Consider the following 16,023-nt stretch of genomic DNA (forward strand, 5'->3'; position numbering starts at 1 on the left):
TCGATATAACTAACTAAATATGCCGGTAGTTATCTTTGCTAGGACATTTATTCCTGAAAATTAAATTATACCGTAATGTTATTATATACCTTTCAGAAAACAGAAAACAGAAAAACAGAAATGAAAAACAGAAAAAAATTGCAAAAAGTTTAAAATTTTAAAAAAATTTTAAACTTTTTGCAATTAAATTAATTTTTATTTTTCAAAATGTTTTAAAAATCAACGACCTTCAACAGATAACAACCGTTGTGTTTGTTCATTAAGCAATGTTTTTTCTAACTCTTTATCAATGCGGTAAATTCGTGCATCCAAATTATCTAAAAATGATAAAATTTCTGCTTCTAATAAATGTGGTTCAACAGGTGAACCATATTCCAAACGGCCATGACTAGCTAAAATCATATGTTCTAACAAAACAATTTTTTCTGAATTTAAATTATTACTTTGGGCAAGATGATTTAATTCATTTGCCATAATTGAAATATGCCCAAGTAATTTTCCTTCAAATGAAAAATCATTTGTCGCTCCACTTGTAATTTCAATAACTTTTCCTAAATCATGTAAAATAACACCACAATATAATAATTCCGAATCAATTAAACGATCATGATAAACATTGACAACATTTTTTGCCATTTGTAGCATAGTTAAACTATGTCAAATTAAACCTGATTTAATTTCGTGATGATTACGAATGGCAGCTGGTCAAATTTTAAATTGCTCACCATATTTTGCTAAAATTAAAGTCATAATTTCACAATATTCAGTTGTTTTCATTTTTTTCACTGTTGTAATAATTTCATCATACATTGCATCTGCTGAAAGTGGCGCAACTTCAATAAAATCATCTAAATTAATATTGGCATTATCAATAATATCATAACTATTAATTTTTGCTTGTAAAACTTTACGATATTCAATAATATTAATATTTACTTTGTAACAATTACCTTTAATTCAAGTCTCAATATCAGCTGGACGAGCATCTCATAACCTTGCTTCAATTGTTCCAGTACGGTCTTTCAAGGTTATTGATAAATAAGTGCTTCCATTGGAAGCTGTCCCTTGGGTTACCTTATAAGCAATCACAATTAATTCTACATTATTAACTTCTTTTGTTAAATCTTTAATATTCATTTTTCCCCTCCTAAAAATAAAAAAGTGAGTAATGACTTTTTATCTTATAATAAAAGTCCTGGATTTGATAATAAATATGCAACATAATGAACAAATTTACTTGCTTCGGTAATATCAATTACAGCTTCATTATACCCTAATGTAATTACCATAATATCACGAATTGCAATATCATTTTTTTCAACAACAACAGGTTTTTTAAAAATAATACCCATTGCAATTCCAGCAACATTATCATCTGGAATTGTAAATGTTCCCCGTGTTATTCCATATTCACCATAATTTACAATTGAAAATGAAGCATCTTGATAGTCTTTTTCTTTTAATTCATTATTAATGCTTTTTCCTATTAATTTTGTTACCTTTGAAGCAATTTCTTTAATTGAAACATTTTTTAAATTATATAAAACTGGCATTTTCACTGCAGTATCACTATCAACACTAAAAGCAATATTATAAAATCATTTTAATAAAATTGCTTTTTCCTGACTAATAAAAGATGAATTTAAAATAGGAAATTTTTTTAATCCATCATAGACTGCTTTAACATAAAAAGGTAATAATGTTAATTCAATATCATTTTGTGAATATGCTTCACGCATAATTGATAATAAACTAACTAACTCGCTAACATCAACTTCAACATCAATAAAACTATGAGCAATATTTTTTTTACTTTCCATAATTTCTTTTACACGAATAATTGCTTCTTGATTTAATTTAACTTTGTCAACTTGCAAACTCTGCGTGTTTTCTTTGATTTTATGACCTGAAAAAGCAGCATGTTCTCTTGATATTACATCTTCTGCCTTATGTTTTTTAAGATAAGTTGGAGCAGACGAATGCACCGTTGAATGCGACTTTGAATGCTCTCCATGATGTCCCTTCGACTCATCATCTACTAATTTATCTTTTTCTAAATTTATAATAGGTTGCATTTTTGAATCATCAACATTATTTTGAATTGAAGCAAAATTACTTTTTAATTCTTCTTTTGTATTACTTTCTGGCTTGCATTCTTTTTTTACATCAAAGGGGTGATGATTAATTAATGGCTCTGATATTTTATCATCAACTTGTTTTTTTTCGGCCATTTCTGCTTTAAATGCTAAATCCCGTTCTAAATTTTCAAGATCTTCAATAATTTCTTCTTCAATTGTCATTGTTGCTAAATCATCTTTAACAATTGCCAAATCTTCTTTTAAATCACCCAAATATTTTTGCAATGTTTCAATATTCTCTTCACTAGGAATATTTTCAAGAACATTTTCAACTTTATCTTTAAAAGGAAATGTCTTTGAATTATTATCATGGCTAAAAAATGGCGTTGAATCTTGTTCTATATTTTCTTCTGGTAAATCAATTTCAATTGAATCATCAAAATCATCTTGAAGATTTTCACCAGCTACTTCACGTGCCAATAATGTTTCAATTAACTCTTCTCGAAAAATTTCTGTTTCTGACTTTTTAACATCAATTGGTGGTCGATTTTGCATATTATATTTTCCAGAACCATTAAAGGAAAAAGTATTATAGGGTTGCTCAAAATGATTATGCTGTTCATTAAGGGTTGGATCAAATGGCAATAAATCTAATAAAACATCACCACTATTAATAACTTTATTTTCATAAACAATAACATTTAACACCTCACCAGTAATTGATGCTTTGATTTCATAAACCTTATTTTGTGTAATAATGTTAGCAATCTTTTCGCCCTTTTGGACAACTTGTTTATTTGTAACAAAAATTTTATCAACAATTCCTTTACGATTATCATCAGCTTCAAAAATAATTTTTACCATACCAAAACCCCCTATTTTCTAACTATATATTAGCATAACTTTTATTCTTTTAAATAATTAGTTTCTAATTCTTGGTACATTGCTTCCATTTTTCTTTTTGCTTCTTCATTTGTTTTATCAACACAAACAAAATAGAATTTTATTTTTGGTTCTGTTCCACTTGCCCGAACTGCAAATCAACTACCATCTGCAAAATAAAACTTTAATAAGTCTTGTCGTGGCATTTCATACAAGCCATTCAAATAATCTTCTTTCTTAATACATTTAATTTGATTCAAACTAGTAATTGTTTCTTGTCGTAATTTTTTTAACATATTATTAATAACTTTTTTGCCATCAATTCCATCACGAACTAAATTAACTGTTTTACAATAAAAATAACCAAATTTATTATATTGTTCAACTAAAACATCATATAATGTTTTTCCTTGATTATGATAATATCAGCAAGCTTCTGCTAAGACTAATGACGATTGAATTCCATCTTTATCACGAGTAATGTCTTTTAAAACATAACCATATGCTTCTTCAAATCCAAATAAAAATTGTAATCCTTTAGCTGATGCTTTGCTCATTTGATCACCAATTCATTTAAAACCAGTTAATGTTTTAATAACTTGAACACCATAACCTTCAGCAACTTTATCTGATAAATTACCAGTAACAAAGGTATTATACATAACTCCATTCTTAGGTAATTTTTTTTGACGTTGATAATGAGAAAACAAATATTCAATTAATACCGGAGCTGTTTCATTACCAGTCATTAAATAATACTCATTGTCCTTGATTTTAACACCAATTCCTAACCGATCAGCATCAGGGTCATTTAAAATGATAACGTCAGCATTAACTTTTTTCGCATATTTTAATGCTAAATCATAACATTCTGTTAATTCTGGATTTGGATTAGGTGCAAAAGTAAAATTAGGGTCATTGTCAAATTGCTCTTCTACAATCGTGACATCATAACCACATTCTTCTAAAATTCGTGGTGTTCATTCTTTACTTGTTCCGTGCAAATTAGAAAAAACAATCTTAATATTACGTTTTTGATTTGGATAAAACTGCATTGCTTTAACATCACTAACATAATTATCCTCAACCTCTTTTGGAACATATGTAATTAAAGTTGAATTTGAGTTTAAAGTTAAAGTAAAAACTTCTTCTTTAATTTTTAAGTAATTTTCACCAATAATATCGGTCGCAAATGGCAAAAATTGTGAACCATTATGATCATAAATTTTATAACCATTATATTCACGTGAATTATGACTTGCCGTAATAATAACACCCGCTGCCGCTTTTATTTTACGAATGGTATATGAAACCATTGGTGTTGGCCGAAGATCATTATTCGCAAATAAAATTGCTTTAATATTATTACTAGCAAAAATATTTGCTACTTCTTGCGCAAACTCAGCTGAAAAATAACGGTTATCATGTCCAATTACTATTCCTTTTGTTTTTAAATCTGTCTCAGAATAAATTGTTTTTAAATACTGCATAAAAGCTAATGTTGCTCTCCGAATTGTATATAAATTCATTTTTCCGGTTCCTGGTCCTAATAAACCTCGTAATCCAGCGGTTCCAAATTCTAAATCATCTGAAAAAGCAGCAAGTAAATCTGCTTCAGACATTTGTTGAAATTCAGTGGCTAATGTTGGATCTAAATTTTTAGCATTTTTTCATAAATTTAAATTATCTAAATATGACATCTTAATTCTCCTTTTATTTTTTTTAACAAGGAACAAGGTTTTTGGGTTTGACCATAAATATAACCTTGTTCTCTTCAACCAACATTTTTCACCTTATATTGTGAATTTTTCTATCTTGATGTTAGTCATTTTATTGTTTTCATATTATTCAATGAAATATGTAATCTATATAATCTTATGTATACTTAAAATAATTAGTAATAGTAAAACAATAATTGAAATACCAACTATAATTCAATATCATTTTCTTCTTCGCTCAAAACAATCTTTACAAAAATTGTCAATTTGTCCATTTCCTATTAACGATCCCGTTAAACGTGATTCTTCATTTTCAATATTTTTTTGCATTTATTCCAAATTTTCATATTTTCTTGTCACCTTCTTTATTTTTTTATATCCATTATAAATTATACTTTTATTTTTAAATATTTAACAATGATTTTAATCATATTAATATGATTTTGTTACACCCACAAGTTCATTTATAATTTTGCATTAAAAATGATCTTCATAATGAAGACCATATTAAATTGGTAATTCAAAATCATAAATTTTTCCTTCAATAATATAAATTAATGTTTCAGCAATATTAATGATATGTGTTCCGGCACGTTCAATTGAACGTAATTGTTGCATTGTTAAAGTAATAACTTTAATTTCTTCTTTTGATTTTGCTTCACGAATTTTTTCAATTAAAGCATCATTTTCAACTTTATAAATCTTATCTAATTCAGTATCATATTTTAAAATATTATATGCTGATTCAATTCGCTCTTCTTCAAAAATATTTGATACCTCTGTTAACATTTCAATGACTTTTGCAACTAATTTTTTTAAAAAATTAATTAACTTTGTTGAAGGTTTATATTTGATATAATAACGACAAATACTTTTTGCATAATCTGCAATTCGTTCAACTTCCTTGACAATCAAAATGAAACCAACTATTCGGCGTAAATCTTTTGCAACCATTTGTTGTTTTGCAATTTTTCATAATGAAACTTCAATGAAAGCTTCTTGCATTTTATTAATTGTTTCATCAGCGGAAATAACACTTTGACCAAGCTCAGTGTCATTTGTTTCTAAACATTTAACCATATCATCATATTGATTTTTTGTCATCGCAATAATATCAATAATCATTTGTTTTGTTTGTGCTAAATCATTTTCAATTTTTATGCTCATATTTTGTCACCCTCCTTTCATTACTCAAAACGGCCAGTAATATAATCTTCTGTTTTTTTATTAGCCGGACGAGAGAAAATAATCTTAGTTTTATTATATTCAATTAATTTCCCTTTTGCAAAAAAAGCTGTATAATCAGCAACTCGTGCTGCTTGTTGCATATGATGTGTTACTAAAACAATTGTAAAATCTTTTTTTAGTTGGGTAATTAATTCTTCAATTTTTGATGTCGAAATTGGGTCTAACGCACTAGTTGGTTCATCCATTAATAAAATTTTCGGTTTCATTGCAATTGCCCGGGCAATACATAAACGTTGTTGTTGCCCCCCTGATAATGCAAAAGCAGAATCTCGTAAATTATCTTTTACTTCATCTCATAATGCTGCTCGTTTTAAACTTTCAACAACAATACTATTAACATCACGAACCCCTTGATTCCCTTGATTCCGTGGCCCATAAGCAACATTATCATAAATTGACATTGGAAATGGTGAAGGTTTTTGAAATACCATTCCAATATCTGTTCGTAATTTAACAATATCTGTTTCAGGACTATAAATATCCTTTCCATTAATTAAAATTTCGCCTTTAAAAACTGACTTTGGTTCAACATCATTCATTCGATTAAATAAGCGCAGCAATGTTGATTTTCCCGATCCCGATGAACCAATAAAAGCAGTAACAGTATGTTCTTTAATTTTCATTGAAATATTAAAAAGCGCCTGTTTGTTTCCTTTGTAAAAAAAGTCAACATTTTTAACCGTAATTAAATCTGGATTATTATCTGATGAATCAAATGTTGGATTCTTAATAATTACTTTTGGGTCCATTATTTTTCTTCCTTTTTCTTTGTTTTATTTTTTTCATGGCGTTGTTTTTTCTTTGGTAAAATTTTTTTTCAAAAATTATTAAAACTTTGTTTTTGATGAAGATAATTCTCTTTTGAAAAGAAGAATTTTAAGTTATTAATGCGATTTTTTCATTTTGCTTTAAATCCAATATTAACATAGTTTGGTGCAAATTTCTTTCCTAAAATATGTGCTAAACTATTTGATAATCAAATCAAAACCATAATTGCAAAAGCTAATTCAAACATAATTCGCATTGCTCCTGCTGTTGTTCCTTCTTTTGATAGCATTAAAATTTGGGTTGTCATACTTGCCCCTGGTGACATAAAACCAGCAATTGGTAACCGCACCGCTGTTCCTAATGTTAAATAAACTGGGGCTGATTCACCAATAACACGGCCAATTGCTAAAATAATTGCTGTAATAATACCTGGCATTGCATTAGGCAACACAACTTTCAATGTTGTTGCTGTTTTATTGGCTCCCAATGCTAATGATGCATGTCGCAATGAGTTTTCAACACCTGATAAAGCATCTTCAATACTACGAATCATAATTGGTAAAATAACAATTGTTAATGTTAAACCAGAACTTAAAATGGATAATGGTAAATGACAAACACCAATAAAGAAAGATAATCCAAAAGTTCCATAAATAATACTTGGTGTTGATGATAAAACATCAATTGCAAAACGAACTACTTTTGCAAAAATACTATTTTGGCGGGCATACTCATTTAAATAAATAGCAACCATTAATGATAGCGGTATCGCAAAAATTATTGAACAAATTACTAATAACAGAGTAACTAAAAATGTTGAAAGAATTCCTGCTCCACCATCAAAAGTTGATGTTAAAATTAAATCACTTCATACCATTCCAAATAATCCTTTTCAAATAATTGTGGCTAAAATAACTAATGTAAATGATACGACAATTACAGTTGAAGAGATTAAAAGGAACATTCCAAATCCATCTTTAAACTTTTTTAATCCTCTTGTTTTTTCAATATGTTCATAAAATAATTTATTAATTTTATTAGCATTATATGATTTACTTAATCGTAAACCTTTTGTTGTTTTCCGAGAATGATAGTTTCGTTTTCGATTATGAAACGCTTGTGATGAAATAATAAAAATATTAATAATACAAACAATAATAAATAATACTAGTCCAATTGCATATAATGCTGATTCATGCATTGGTCCGGAATTTTCTAGCATTTCTAATCCAATTGTTGATGCTAAAGTTGCTATTGATGAAAAAATAAAATTAATAAAACCATTTCCAAGTTTTAAGCCATCTGGTGCATTTCCAGCAATCATCATCACCGCCATTGTTTCTCCAATGATCCGTGCAACTCCCATCATAATGGCAGTAATAATTTTAAATCAAGCTGAACGTAAAACAATACGATAAGTTGTATGGGTTTTACTTAATCCTAATGCTAACGAACCAAATCGATATGAATCAGGAACATTTTCTAAAGCATTGATTGATAATGAAATCATAATTGGTAAACCCATAAAAGCTAAGGTAATTGATGTTACTAATAAGTTTGAGGTTGAGGGAGCTCCCATCAACATAAAAAGGGGTCCTAAAATTGCTAAGGCAAATAATCCAAAAACAACAGAAGGAATTCCAGCTAGCAATTGAATAATGCCAATTACTTTACGTTTAATCCTTGGACTTAAATACTCTGAAATATATAATGATGAAAAAATAGTTAATGGAATTGCAAATAGTAAAGCAATTAATAAGACAAAAAATGTTGCAATAATAATTCGTCAAATTCCAAATTGACTGTTATTAGCATTTCAAGTATTACTCGATAAAAAGCCTCAAAAACCACCAGGATAATGTTGAAAAAAATAAATTGATTTATAAATAATAAATCCAACTAAAGTCAATAAAATTAAAATTGTTAAAATCGCAAAACAATAAATAACAATTTTTGAGGTGAAATCAATAATTTGTTTTCGCCCACGAAAATTATTTGCAAAACGAATTTTTCATAATGCTATTTTTTGGGAAAACGGTTGTTTTTCTTTCGTGACTTCTTTCTTCGCCATAGTTAATTCTCCATTCCATTATATTCATATTCATATTCAAAATATGCTTGATATTTTGTGGGAAATTTTTCCACAATAATATCTCAAATGCTCTTATAATCTGATTTAAAATTTCAAGGTGTTTTTTCATCTTCAGTTGTTTTCACGCTTGTTGAAAATGTTCTATTATTATACTTTTGGAAGAAAAAATCATCAAATGATAATGGTTCTTCACCTTCTTCAATATATCAATATGCAGCATCATGTGGACTTAAAATAAAATCTGGGTCATAATAAGGATTAACTTCCCCATTTCGTAGTTTTGGTTTTGTTTTTGAATATGGTAATGGATCTAGCATTCACGCAATAAATGATAAGGCACGATTGAATTGCTTTCCTTCATAATTAATAATTCCAGTAAAGGGTCTTGTTAAAGAATAAGCCGGATTAAATTCATAATTATTATTAACAACTTTATATGGTAACTCTGGTTTAGCACTTCCTTTGCTAATAACACTAGCAATTGCTTTTGCCCCTAAATCTTCATTGCTAATAATTCTTTTAATATATGAAAAAGAAATATAACCAATTGAACCAGGAGTAGTTGAAATTGCTTGATACATTGAACCATTTGATGAAGCTACTTGATTTGTTTCATATTTTTTGCTTTTAATTACTGCTGATTCAAAAAAATCTCTTGTCCCACTTCCAGGCTCACGTGTTAAAGTATAAAATTTATTGCTGCCACTACTGCAAACTAATTGCGACCCAAAGACTTGTTGTCAAGTAAAAGTTGGATCGGTATAAATTTTACGAATTAATTCAGTTCCTTCTCCACCAAAAAAACTTTTAAATTGTAAGGAATCTTGTTTTGGATTAATTTGACAACCATTTGGTAAATGATATACCAAGATAATATAATCACGGGCAAAAACAAAACGACCAGTATGATACTCTGCTCATAGTTGTTGAGCATTCGCACGGTTATCTCCTGCTTTAGGCGTTGAATTAACATCTTTTGATAAAAAACCAAAAGCATAACTACCATTTTTTACGCCAACTAGGGCAGCAGCACTTCCTAATGAATTATATAAAATATCTTCTTTGTTATCACGTTTATATTGTTCCGTAATATTTGCCATTACTTGGGCAACTGATGTACTTCCTCCAGCAACAATTACATTACTCGCCGATGCAATTGTTCAAATAATAATTGATATTACTAATACCAAAGCAGAACCAACTAAAGTAAACATTTTATGATGGCTAATCTCTCCGACTAAACTCTTAAGAAAATTCTTTTTTTCTTTCTTTTCCTCAGTAGCCTTAGTAGATTCGTTTGGCTTCATTCGTTAAGTTTCCTCCCCTTTTTAGTAAATGGTTTTATCCTTTAAAACTTATTTGTATTAATTGTATCAAAAAAATAAAAAATCATAAATAATTTATGCTTTTTTATTTTCAAGTTTATTTTCAAATTCTTTAATCATTTCTGCCGCTTGTTGTAATTTAATTCCAACAATTTTTGTGACACCTTTTTGTTGCATTGTTGCCCCATATAATACATCACAATGTTCCATTGTCCCAACTCGATGGGTAACAACAATAAATTGAGTGGTTTCAACAAAACTACGAATATACTTAGCAAATCGTTCAACATTAGCTGGATCTAATGGTGCTTCTGCTTCATCTAAAATTACTAATGGAATTGGTCTTACTTTTAAAATCGCAAAAAGAACTGATAGAGTAACCAATGATTTTTCTCCTCCAGATAATAAATTTAAGTTAGTAATATTTTTCCCTGGTGGCGATACTTTAATATCAACCCCTGTTTCTAATAAATTTTCTGGCTCAGTATAAATGATTCGTGCTGAACCACCACCAAATAATACTTCAAAGGTGGATGGTAAATTCTCATTAACCTCCTTAATTGTTTTATCAAATTGTTCTTTCATAATACTATCCATCTCATCAATTGACTTTAATAAATTTTTAACTGAATCATTTGCATCGTTATATTCATTATTCATAAATTGAAAACGATCATCTTCTTCTTTATATTCTTCAATTGCTTCTAAATTAACATTTCCAATTTGAGCTAAATCACTTCGTAATTGCTTAATTTCATCACGAATTAAATCTTCATTATCAATTACCTTTAATTCCAACGTTTTAGCATGATCATATGTCATTTGATATTCTTCTGTTAGTCTTGTTAGATTTTGTTGAATCTTAACATTAATAATTGATACATCAGTATTCATTTTGCTAATTTGTTCTTGTAAAGCTGAAATATAATATCGTTTTTCAGCAATTTGATTATTAAGTTCATTAATTGCTAATGACTGTTTATCTTTCAAACTGCGTGCAACATTTAATTGTTGTTCAATTTTTGTTTTTAAAAGTTCTTTTTGTTTAATTTGATCCACAATATTAAGTACTGCTTTATTTTCAACTATTTTTGTTTCATCAATATTTTTTGCTGTTAGTAACTGATATTCATTTTGCAATTTCGTTTGGTCATACATAATAATTTCAATTTGTCGTTTTCCTGCTCCAATTGAAGCTTGATTTTCAGCAATAACTTCATTAATTTCATCTAATTGGCGTCGAAGCATATTTAATTGTTTTAATACATGATGATGCTCTTCAGTTCGCATTGCTAATTTTTCACTAAGAACTCTTAATTCCTTTTCTGGATTAACAATTGTCATTCGTGTTCGACGTGAACCCCCTGTAACAGCTCCCTGCGGGCGAACTATTTCTCCATCTAAGGTAACAATGTTATAGCGATACTTTGTTAATTTTCCAATTTCCTGCGCACTATCAAAATCAGTACAAATTAAATACCGGCTTAACAAGTAATCAACTGCAATTCGAAACTCTTTTTTTACTTTAACTAAACTATTTCCTAATCCTAAATATCCTTGCACTGATTTAATCACAAATTCTTCATTACTGTTAAGATAACGGGGCGAAATTACATCTAACGGAATAAATGTTGCTCGTCCAGCACGGTTTTGTTTTAAATATGAAATTGCTCGTTTTGCACTATCAACATTTTTAACTAAAATATCTTGTAAACGCCCACTTAAAGCAGTTACAATCGCTTGCTCATATTTTTCATCAACATTAATAATATCTTGAACTAATCCCATAATTCCAGGCAGAACGGTCTTATTGTTAATAATATTTTTAACGCCTTCATGTAAATTATCTTGATTTTCAAGATTATGTTGAGCACGTTCTAATTCACTTTCTAAGCGAATAATGGTTTTATTAATTGCTCCTAATTGTTCATTTAACACAGCTTGCTTTGTATTAAAAGCTTCACGTTGCGCACGATATTCTTGTTGCTGTGTTTCTAATGTTGTCAATTTTTCCCGTTCATTTTGTAAATTAACAGTTAACTCATTATAATCATTAACCATATTAGTAATAGTAATATCATTATTAGACATTTTTAAGGCTGCTTCTTTGTTATCTAATTCAATTTTATGTACTTTCAAATCACTAATTTCTGAAACTAAACTTTGAAATTCTTTAGTTAAGAAATTAATTTTGCTATCCAAATTAAAATTTTCTTTGCTTAATTCATTATATTCAATTTCCTTGTTTTTTAATTTTCGATCAGCATCTTGTTTCGTACTAATAATTTTTTTCTGCTGCAAACGTAATTCTAATAATTTGTCATTAAAAAAAGTAATATCTTTTACTAAAACCGCTAATTCAATTTGATTTAATTTGTCTTTCAATGTTGTATATTTGATTGCTTTTTCACTTTGACGTTTTAAACTTGGTAATTTTCGTTCAATTTCATTCAAAATATCTTTTAAACGCGCTAAATTTTCATTTGAACGATCTAGTTTTTTTAAAGCTTCCAATTTGCGGCGTTTATACTTTGCAACTCCAGCAGCTTCTTCAAATAAAGCACGTCGTTCTAATGGTTTTGCTTCTGCAAAAGCATTAATGTTTCCTTGTGAAATAATTGCTAATGATGATTTTGTTAAGCCACTATCCATCGCAAAATCCTGAATGTCTTTTAAACGAACTCGTTGTTTATTAATAAAATATTCATTTTCACCAGTTCCTCGAAAAACACGACGAATAATTTCAATTTCGTCATAGTCCATTGCAAAAATTTGGTTTGTATTATCAAAAATTAGTTTAACCTCGGCCATATTTAATGCTTGTTTTGTTTCTGAACCATTAAAAATAACATCTTCACTATTATTTCCACGAAGTGATTTAATTGATTGTTCTCCTAAACATCAACGAATTGCATCATTAATATTGGATTTTCCGCTCCCATTTGGTCCGACAATTCCTATCATTTCATGATCAAAATTAACTGTTAATGGATCAGCAAATGATTTAAAACCAAATGCCTCTAATTTTTTTAAAAATAACACTACTCATCACTTCCTTAAATTTCAAAATTAACAAACCAAATTATTCTTTAATAATTATTCTATAAAAGTTTATTATTTGCAACTAAAATTAATAAAAACATCAAAATAAACCTTCATAATAATGTGAGTAAAATGCATTTTTATTTTACTCGCATTATTTATTTTTTCTTTTTTTTGCTCTCTTTTTTCCCTTTTTTGCTATTTTTGTGTTTTAATAAATAATTTTAATTTTTTCCAACATTGAAAACCATTATTTTGATGATCTGGTAGTAATAAATTTAAGAAAATTCCAGCAAATGCTGCTAGTGCCACACCTGTAAATTGTAAATTACCAGTTCCTAAATTAAAATTAAAAATTGCACCTCCTAAACCTAACACTAACATAATTGCTGTTACAAAAACATTTTTCATATTTGTATAATCAATTTGATTATTATTAATTAACACTCGAATTCCGTTTGTAGCAATTAAACCAAACATAATCATACTATATAATGCCACCCATTACTGGTGCTGACAACATTTGTACTAATTGATTAACTGGAGCAATAAATGATAATCCGATTGCAAATAAGGCAGCCAGTCCTGTTACTCATACTGAAGCAATTCGTGTCATTCCAACGACTGAAGCATTTTCTCCATATATTGTATTTGCTGGTCCGCCAACTAAACCATCAAAAATAATGGAAACTCCATCAGCAATTAATGTTCGATGCATTCCAGGATCTTTAACAAAATTTTTCCCTGTCATTTGGCCCATACTAATATGATCACCAATATGTTCAGCAATAGCAATAATTGTTAAGGGACTAATTGCTAAAATAGCTGGTCCAATATTACTTGCTTTTAAATCTCAAATTTTTTTTAAATGATGGATATCATTATCATTGACTTGGGTCGGTAATTTTTGATGTATCTAAAATTTGATATTCTGTTCCAATTGCAAAATGAAGAATTATACATAATAAATATCCTGCAACAACACCAATAATGACTGGAACTACCTTTAGCAAATCCTTTACATTTTAAAGCAATAATTGCTGTTATTAAAAATGTAAAAACAGCAATTCCAATCCCAATTCAATGTGAATAATGTTGTTTTCAAGCATCTGGATTAAAACCAGCATTATTAATTGCACTCGGTGCAACTGACATTCCAATAATAATAATTAGTAGTCCAACAATTACGGCTGGTAAAATTCGTTCTAAAAATTTATTGCCAATAAAGTATACTAATATTCCAAAAGTGATATAAATAACACCAACCATCATTACGGTAATAAAAACCGCATTGCCATATAAAGGATAACACACTCCCATTGCCCCCATATATGCAAACGAACTTCCCAAATACATTGGTACTTTTGCGGCAGTAATTGCAATATAAATTAATGTTCCAACTCCTGAGCAAAACAAGGCCATTGCAATGTTCATAACTTCAACTCCAGCCGTTTGATTAATAATTAATGGTACTAACACCGTTGAACCAAACATAGCAAAAACATGTTGTAATGCTAAAATTGATAATTTAAAAAAAATTTTTGGGCGATCGTGTGGTCCTAATAGTAACTTAATATTATTTTCAACCAAAATAGTTTGTTCTTTTTCCATTATTTTTTCTCCTTTTTTCTTAAAATTGCATAAAAAAACTAGTTTGTAAATTATTACTAACTAGTAAATTGCATTATTAATATTAATTATTGTTTTATTTTGTAGAATATTAAAGATATCAAAAAGAATCTTCTTTTTTTGTAAAAAAATTTCAAATTCTTTCATCAAACCAATTTGCATTTTATACGTCAAAATTCCTGGGAATAATATTAACATTTTTTAGCACTAATGTAAAGGATTCATTAATATTTTGTCCTTATTTTTTGATAATTTCGTAATACTTATCTAGCAAAAATTTCACAAGCAGATGATTTATTAATTTGGTGGTAACTATAGAAAGAAAATTAACAATAACAGAAAAACATAAATATAAAAAACTATTAGAAAAGTAGTTGGTGCCCTAACATTATATAAAATAAACTAACTTGGAGTTTGATAGTTATTTTATTTTCTAAATATTCCTTTACAATCTGTTCTTTTTTATATAGGCTATAATGTTTCATAATAAAAACCTCAATTCTTTCACTTTTATTTTAAACCATTTTAGGATTAAACCTTTATTAAGTGTCTGAATTGAGAATGCCTTATCATAAGTTGATACTAAATACAGTTGATATAGCTTGGAATTTAATATTTATTAATATGTTTAACAAATTCATCATACATACTTTTGCTATATGTTTTTTTAGCAACACTAGTAACATTTTTATTAAATTCAACATCAGTACCAGTGTTAGTTCTTTCAACTCGTACAACATAATTTAAATTTAGAATCTTAGCGCCATTTCTAAAATACATATAATTATCTATCGCTGACTTGGTCTACTATTGCGTCTCACATTCCTGACTTATGCAAACTTGGAGTTTTTTCTATTACACCATTAATAAAATAAAGTAATGTCTCATTTTTTACCGATTCAACTAGAAAAACATCATTTAAATTTATAACATAACCACCATGTTGTAAAAAATTTTGTAGTTTTCCATTTTTGTTGCTTTGGCTTTCTATACCTTCTTGTCCTTGCATATTAATATTAGAACTATCTTTGGTAACAAGTTCAGTCGATACTGGAACTGATGTAACTGTTTTTGATTCAGCAGTTGATGCTAGAGTTAATGTCATTAACATTGGTAATAATAAGTCTAAAAGTGCCATAATTAATTTCCTTCTTTCTGTTTTTAATTGTTATTATTTATGATAGACTTTTTAATTATTAATGAATTTGTAAGATTTCCTTGAGGACCAAGGTCAAACAATA

14 protein-coding genes are annotated in these 16,023 nt (G+C 28.2%); all 14 read right to left on the reverse strand.

What is annotated here, in order from left to right:
- Positions 1-195 precede the first annotated feature (195 nt).
- Positions 196-1,137, reverse strand: coding sequence for a 3'-5' exoribonuclease YhaM family protein (locus C6B38_RS07100; protein ID WP_105299109.1), 942 nt, complete (start codon positions 1,135-1,137; stop codon positions 196-198).
- A gap of 44 nt (positions 1,138-1,181) precedes the next feature.
- A complete protein-coding gene (locus tag C6B38_RS07105; protein WP_105299110.1) occupies positions 1,182-2,942 on the reverse strand; it encodes a 2-oxo acid dehydrogenase subunit E2 in 1,761 nt (586 codons plus the stop codon).
- Between the two features lie 41 nt (positions 2,943-2,983).
- Positions 2,984-4,660: a phospho-sugar mutase gene (locus C6B38_RS07110; protein ID WP_105299111.1), complete on the reverse strand. Its 1,677-nt coding sequence runs from the start codon at positions 4,658-4,660 to the stop codon at positions 2,984-2,986.
- Positions 4,661-4,825: 165 nt separating this feature from the next.
- Positions 4,826-5,008, reverse strand: coding sequence for a hypothetical protein (locus C6B38_RS07115; protein WP_105299112.1), 183 nt, complete (start codon positions 5,006-5,008; stop codon positions 4,826-4,828).
- A gap of 177 nt (positions 5,009-5,185) precedes the next feature.
- Positions 5,186-5,845, reverse strand: a complete 660-nt coding sequence (gene phoU / locus C6B38_RS07120) for a phosphate signaling complex protein PhoU (RefSeq protein ID WP_071936994.1) — start codon at positions 5,843-5,845, stop codon at positions 5,186-5,188.
- A 20-nt stretch (positions 5,846-5,865) separates the two neighbouring features.
- Positions 5,866-6,675 carry a phosphate ABC transporter ATP-binding protein PstB gene (gene pstB / locus C6B38_RS07125; protein ID WP_105299113.1) on the reverse strand — a complete coding sequence of 270 codons (810 nt, stop codon included), beginning with the start codon at positions 6,673-6,675 and terminating at the stop codon, positions 5,866-5,868.
- On the reverse strand, positions 6,675-8,765 hold the full coding sequence (gene pstA, locus C6B38_RS07130; RefSeq protein WP_105299114.1) for a phosphate ABC transporter permease PstA: 2,091 nt from the start codon (positions 8,763-8,765) through the stop codon (positions 6,675-6,677). Before pstA ends, pstB begins: the two co-directional genes overlap by 1 nt.
- Before the next feature lie 2 nt (positions 8,766-8,767).
- On the reverse strand, positions 8,768-10,093 hold the full coding sequence (gene ptsS, locus C6B38_RS07135; protein ID WP_105299115.1) for a phosphate ABC transporter substrate-binding protein: 1,326 nt from the start codon (positions 10,091-10,093) through the stop codon (positions 8,768-8,770).
- A gap of 93 nt (positions 10,094-10,186) precedes the next feature.
- Complete coding sequence (locus tag C6B38_RS07140; RefSeq protein WP_105299116.1) at positions 10,187-13,153, reverse strand: chromosome segregation protein SMC; 2,967 nt, start codon at positions 13,151-13,153, stop codon at positions 10,187-10,189.
- Between the two features lie 198 nt (positions 13,154-13,351).
- The gene (locus C6B38_RS11450; protein WP_233485646.1) at positions 13,352-13,639 is read right to left on the reverse strand and encodes a hypothetical protein; all 288 of its coding nucleotides are present in this window, start codon (positions 13,637-13,639) and stop codon (positions 13,352-13,354) included.
- Position 13,640: 1 nt separating this feature from the next.
- Complete coding sequence (locus C6B38_RS11455; RefSeq protein ID WP_308686805.1) at positions 13,641-14,069, reverse strand: solute carrier family 23 protein; 429 nt, start codon at positions 14,067-14,069, stop codon at positions 13,641-13,643.
- A complete protein-coding gene (locus C6B38_RS11460) occupies positions 14,018-14,764 on the reverse strand; it encodes a solute carrier family 23 protein (protein WP_233485647.1) in 747 nt (248 codons plus the stop codon). The genes C6B38_RS11455 and C6B38_RS11460 overlap by 52 nt, the downstream gene beginning before the upstream one ends.
- Before the next feature lie 627 nt (positions 14,765-15,391).
- On the reverse strand, positions 15,392-15,562 hold the full coding sequence (locus C6B38_RS10355) for a hypothetical protein (protein WP_162475932.1): 171 nt from the start codon (positions 15,560-15,562) through the stop codon (positions 15,392-15,394).
- A gap of 4 nt (positions 15,563-15,566) precedes the next feature.
- A complete protein-coding gene (locus tag C6B38_RS07150) occupies positions 15,567-15,920 on the reverse strand; it encodes a hypothetical protein (protein ID WP_105299117.1) in 354 nt (117 codons plus the stop codon).
- Positions 15,921-16,023 lie beyond the last annotated feature (103 nt).

It is taken from the genome of Spiroplasma sp. ChiS (assembly GCF_002968355.1).
Classification (GTDB): Bacteria; Bacillota_I; Bacilli_A; order Mycoplasmatales; family Mycoplasmataceae; genus Spiroplasma; species Spiroplasma citri.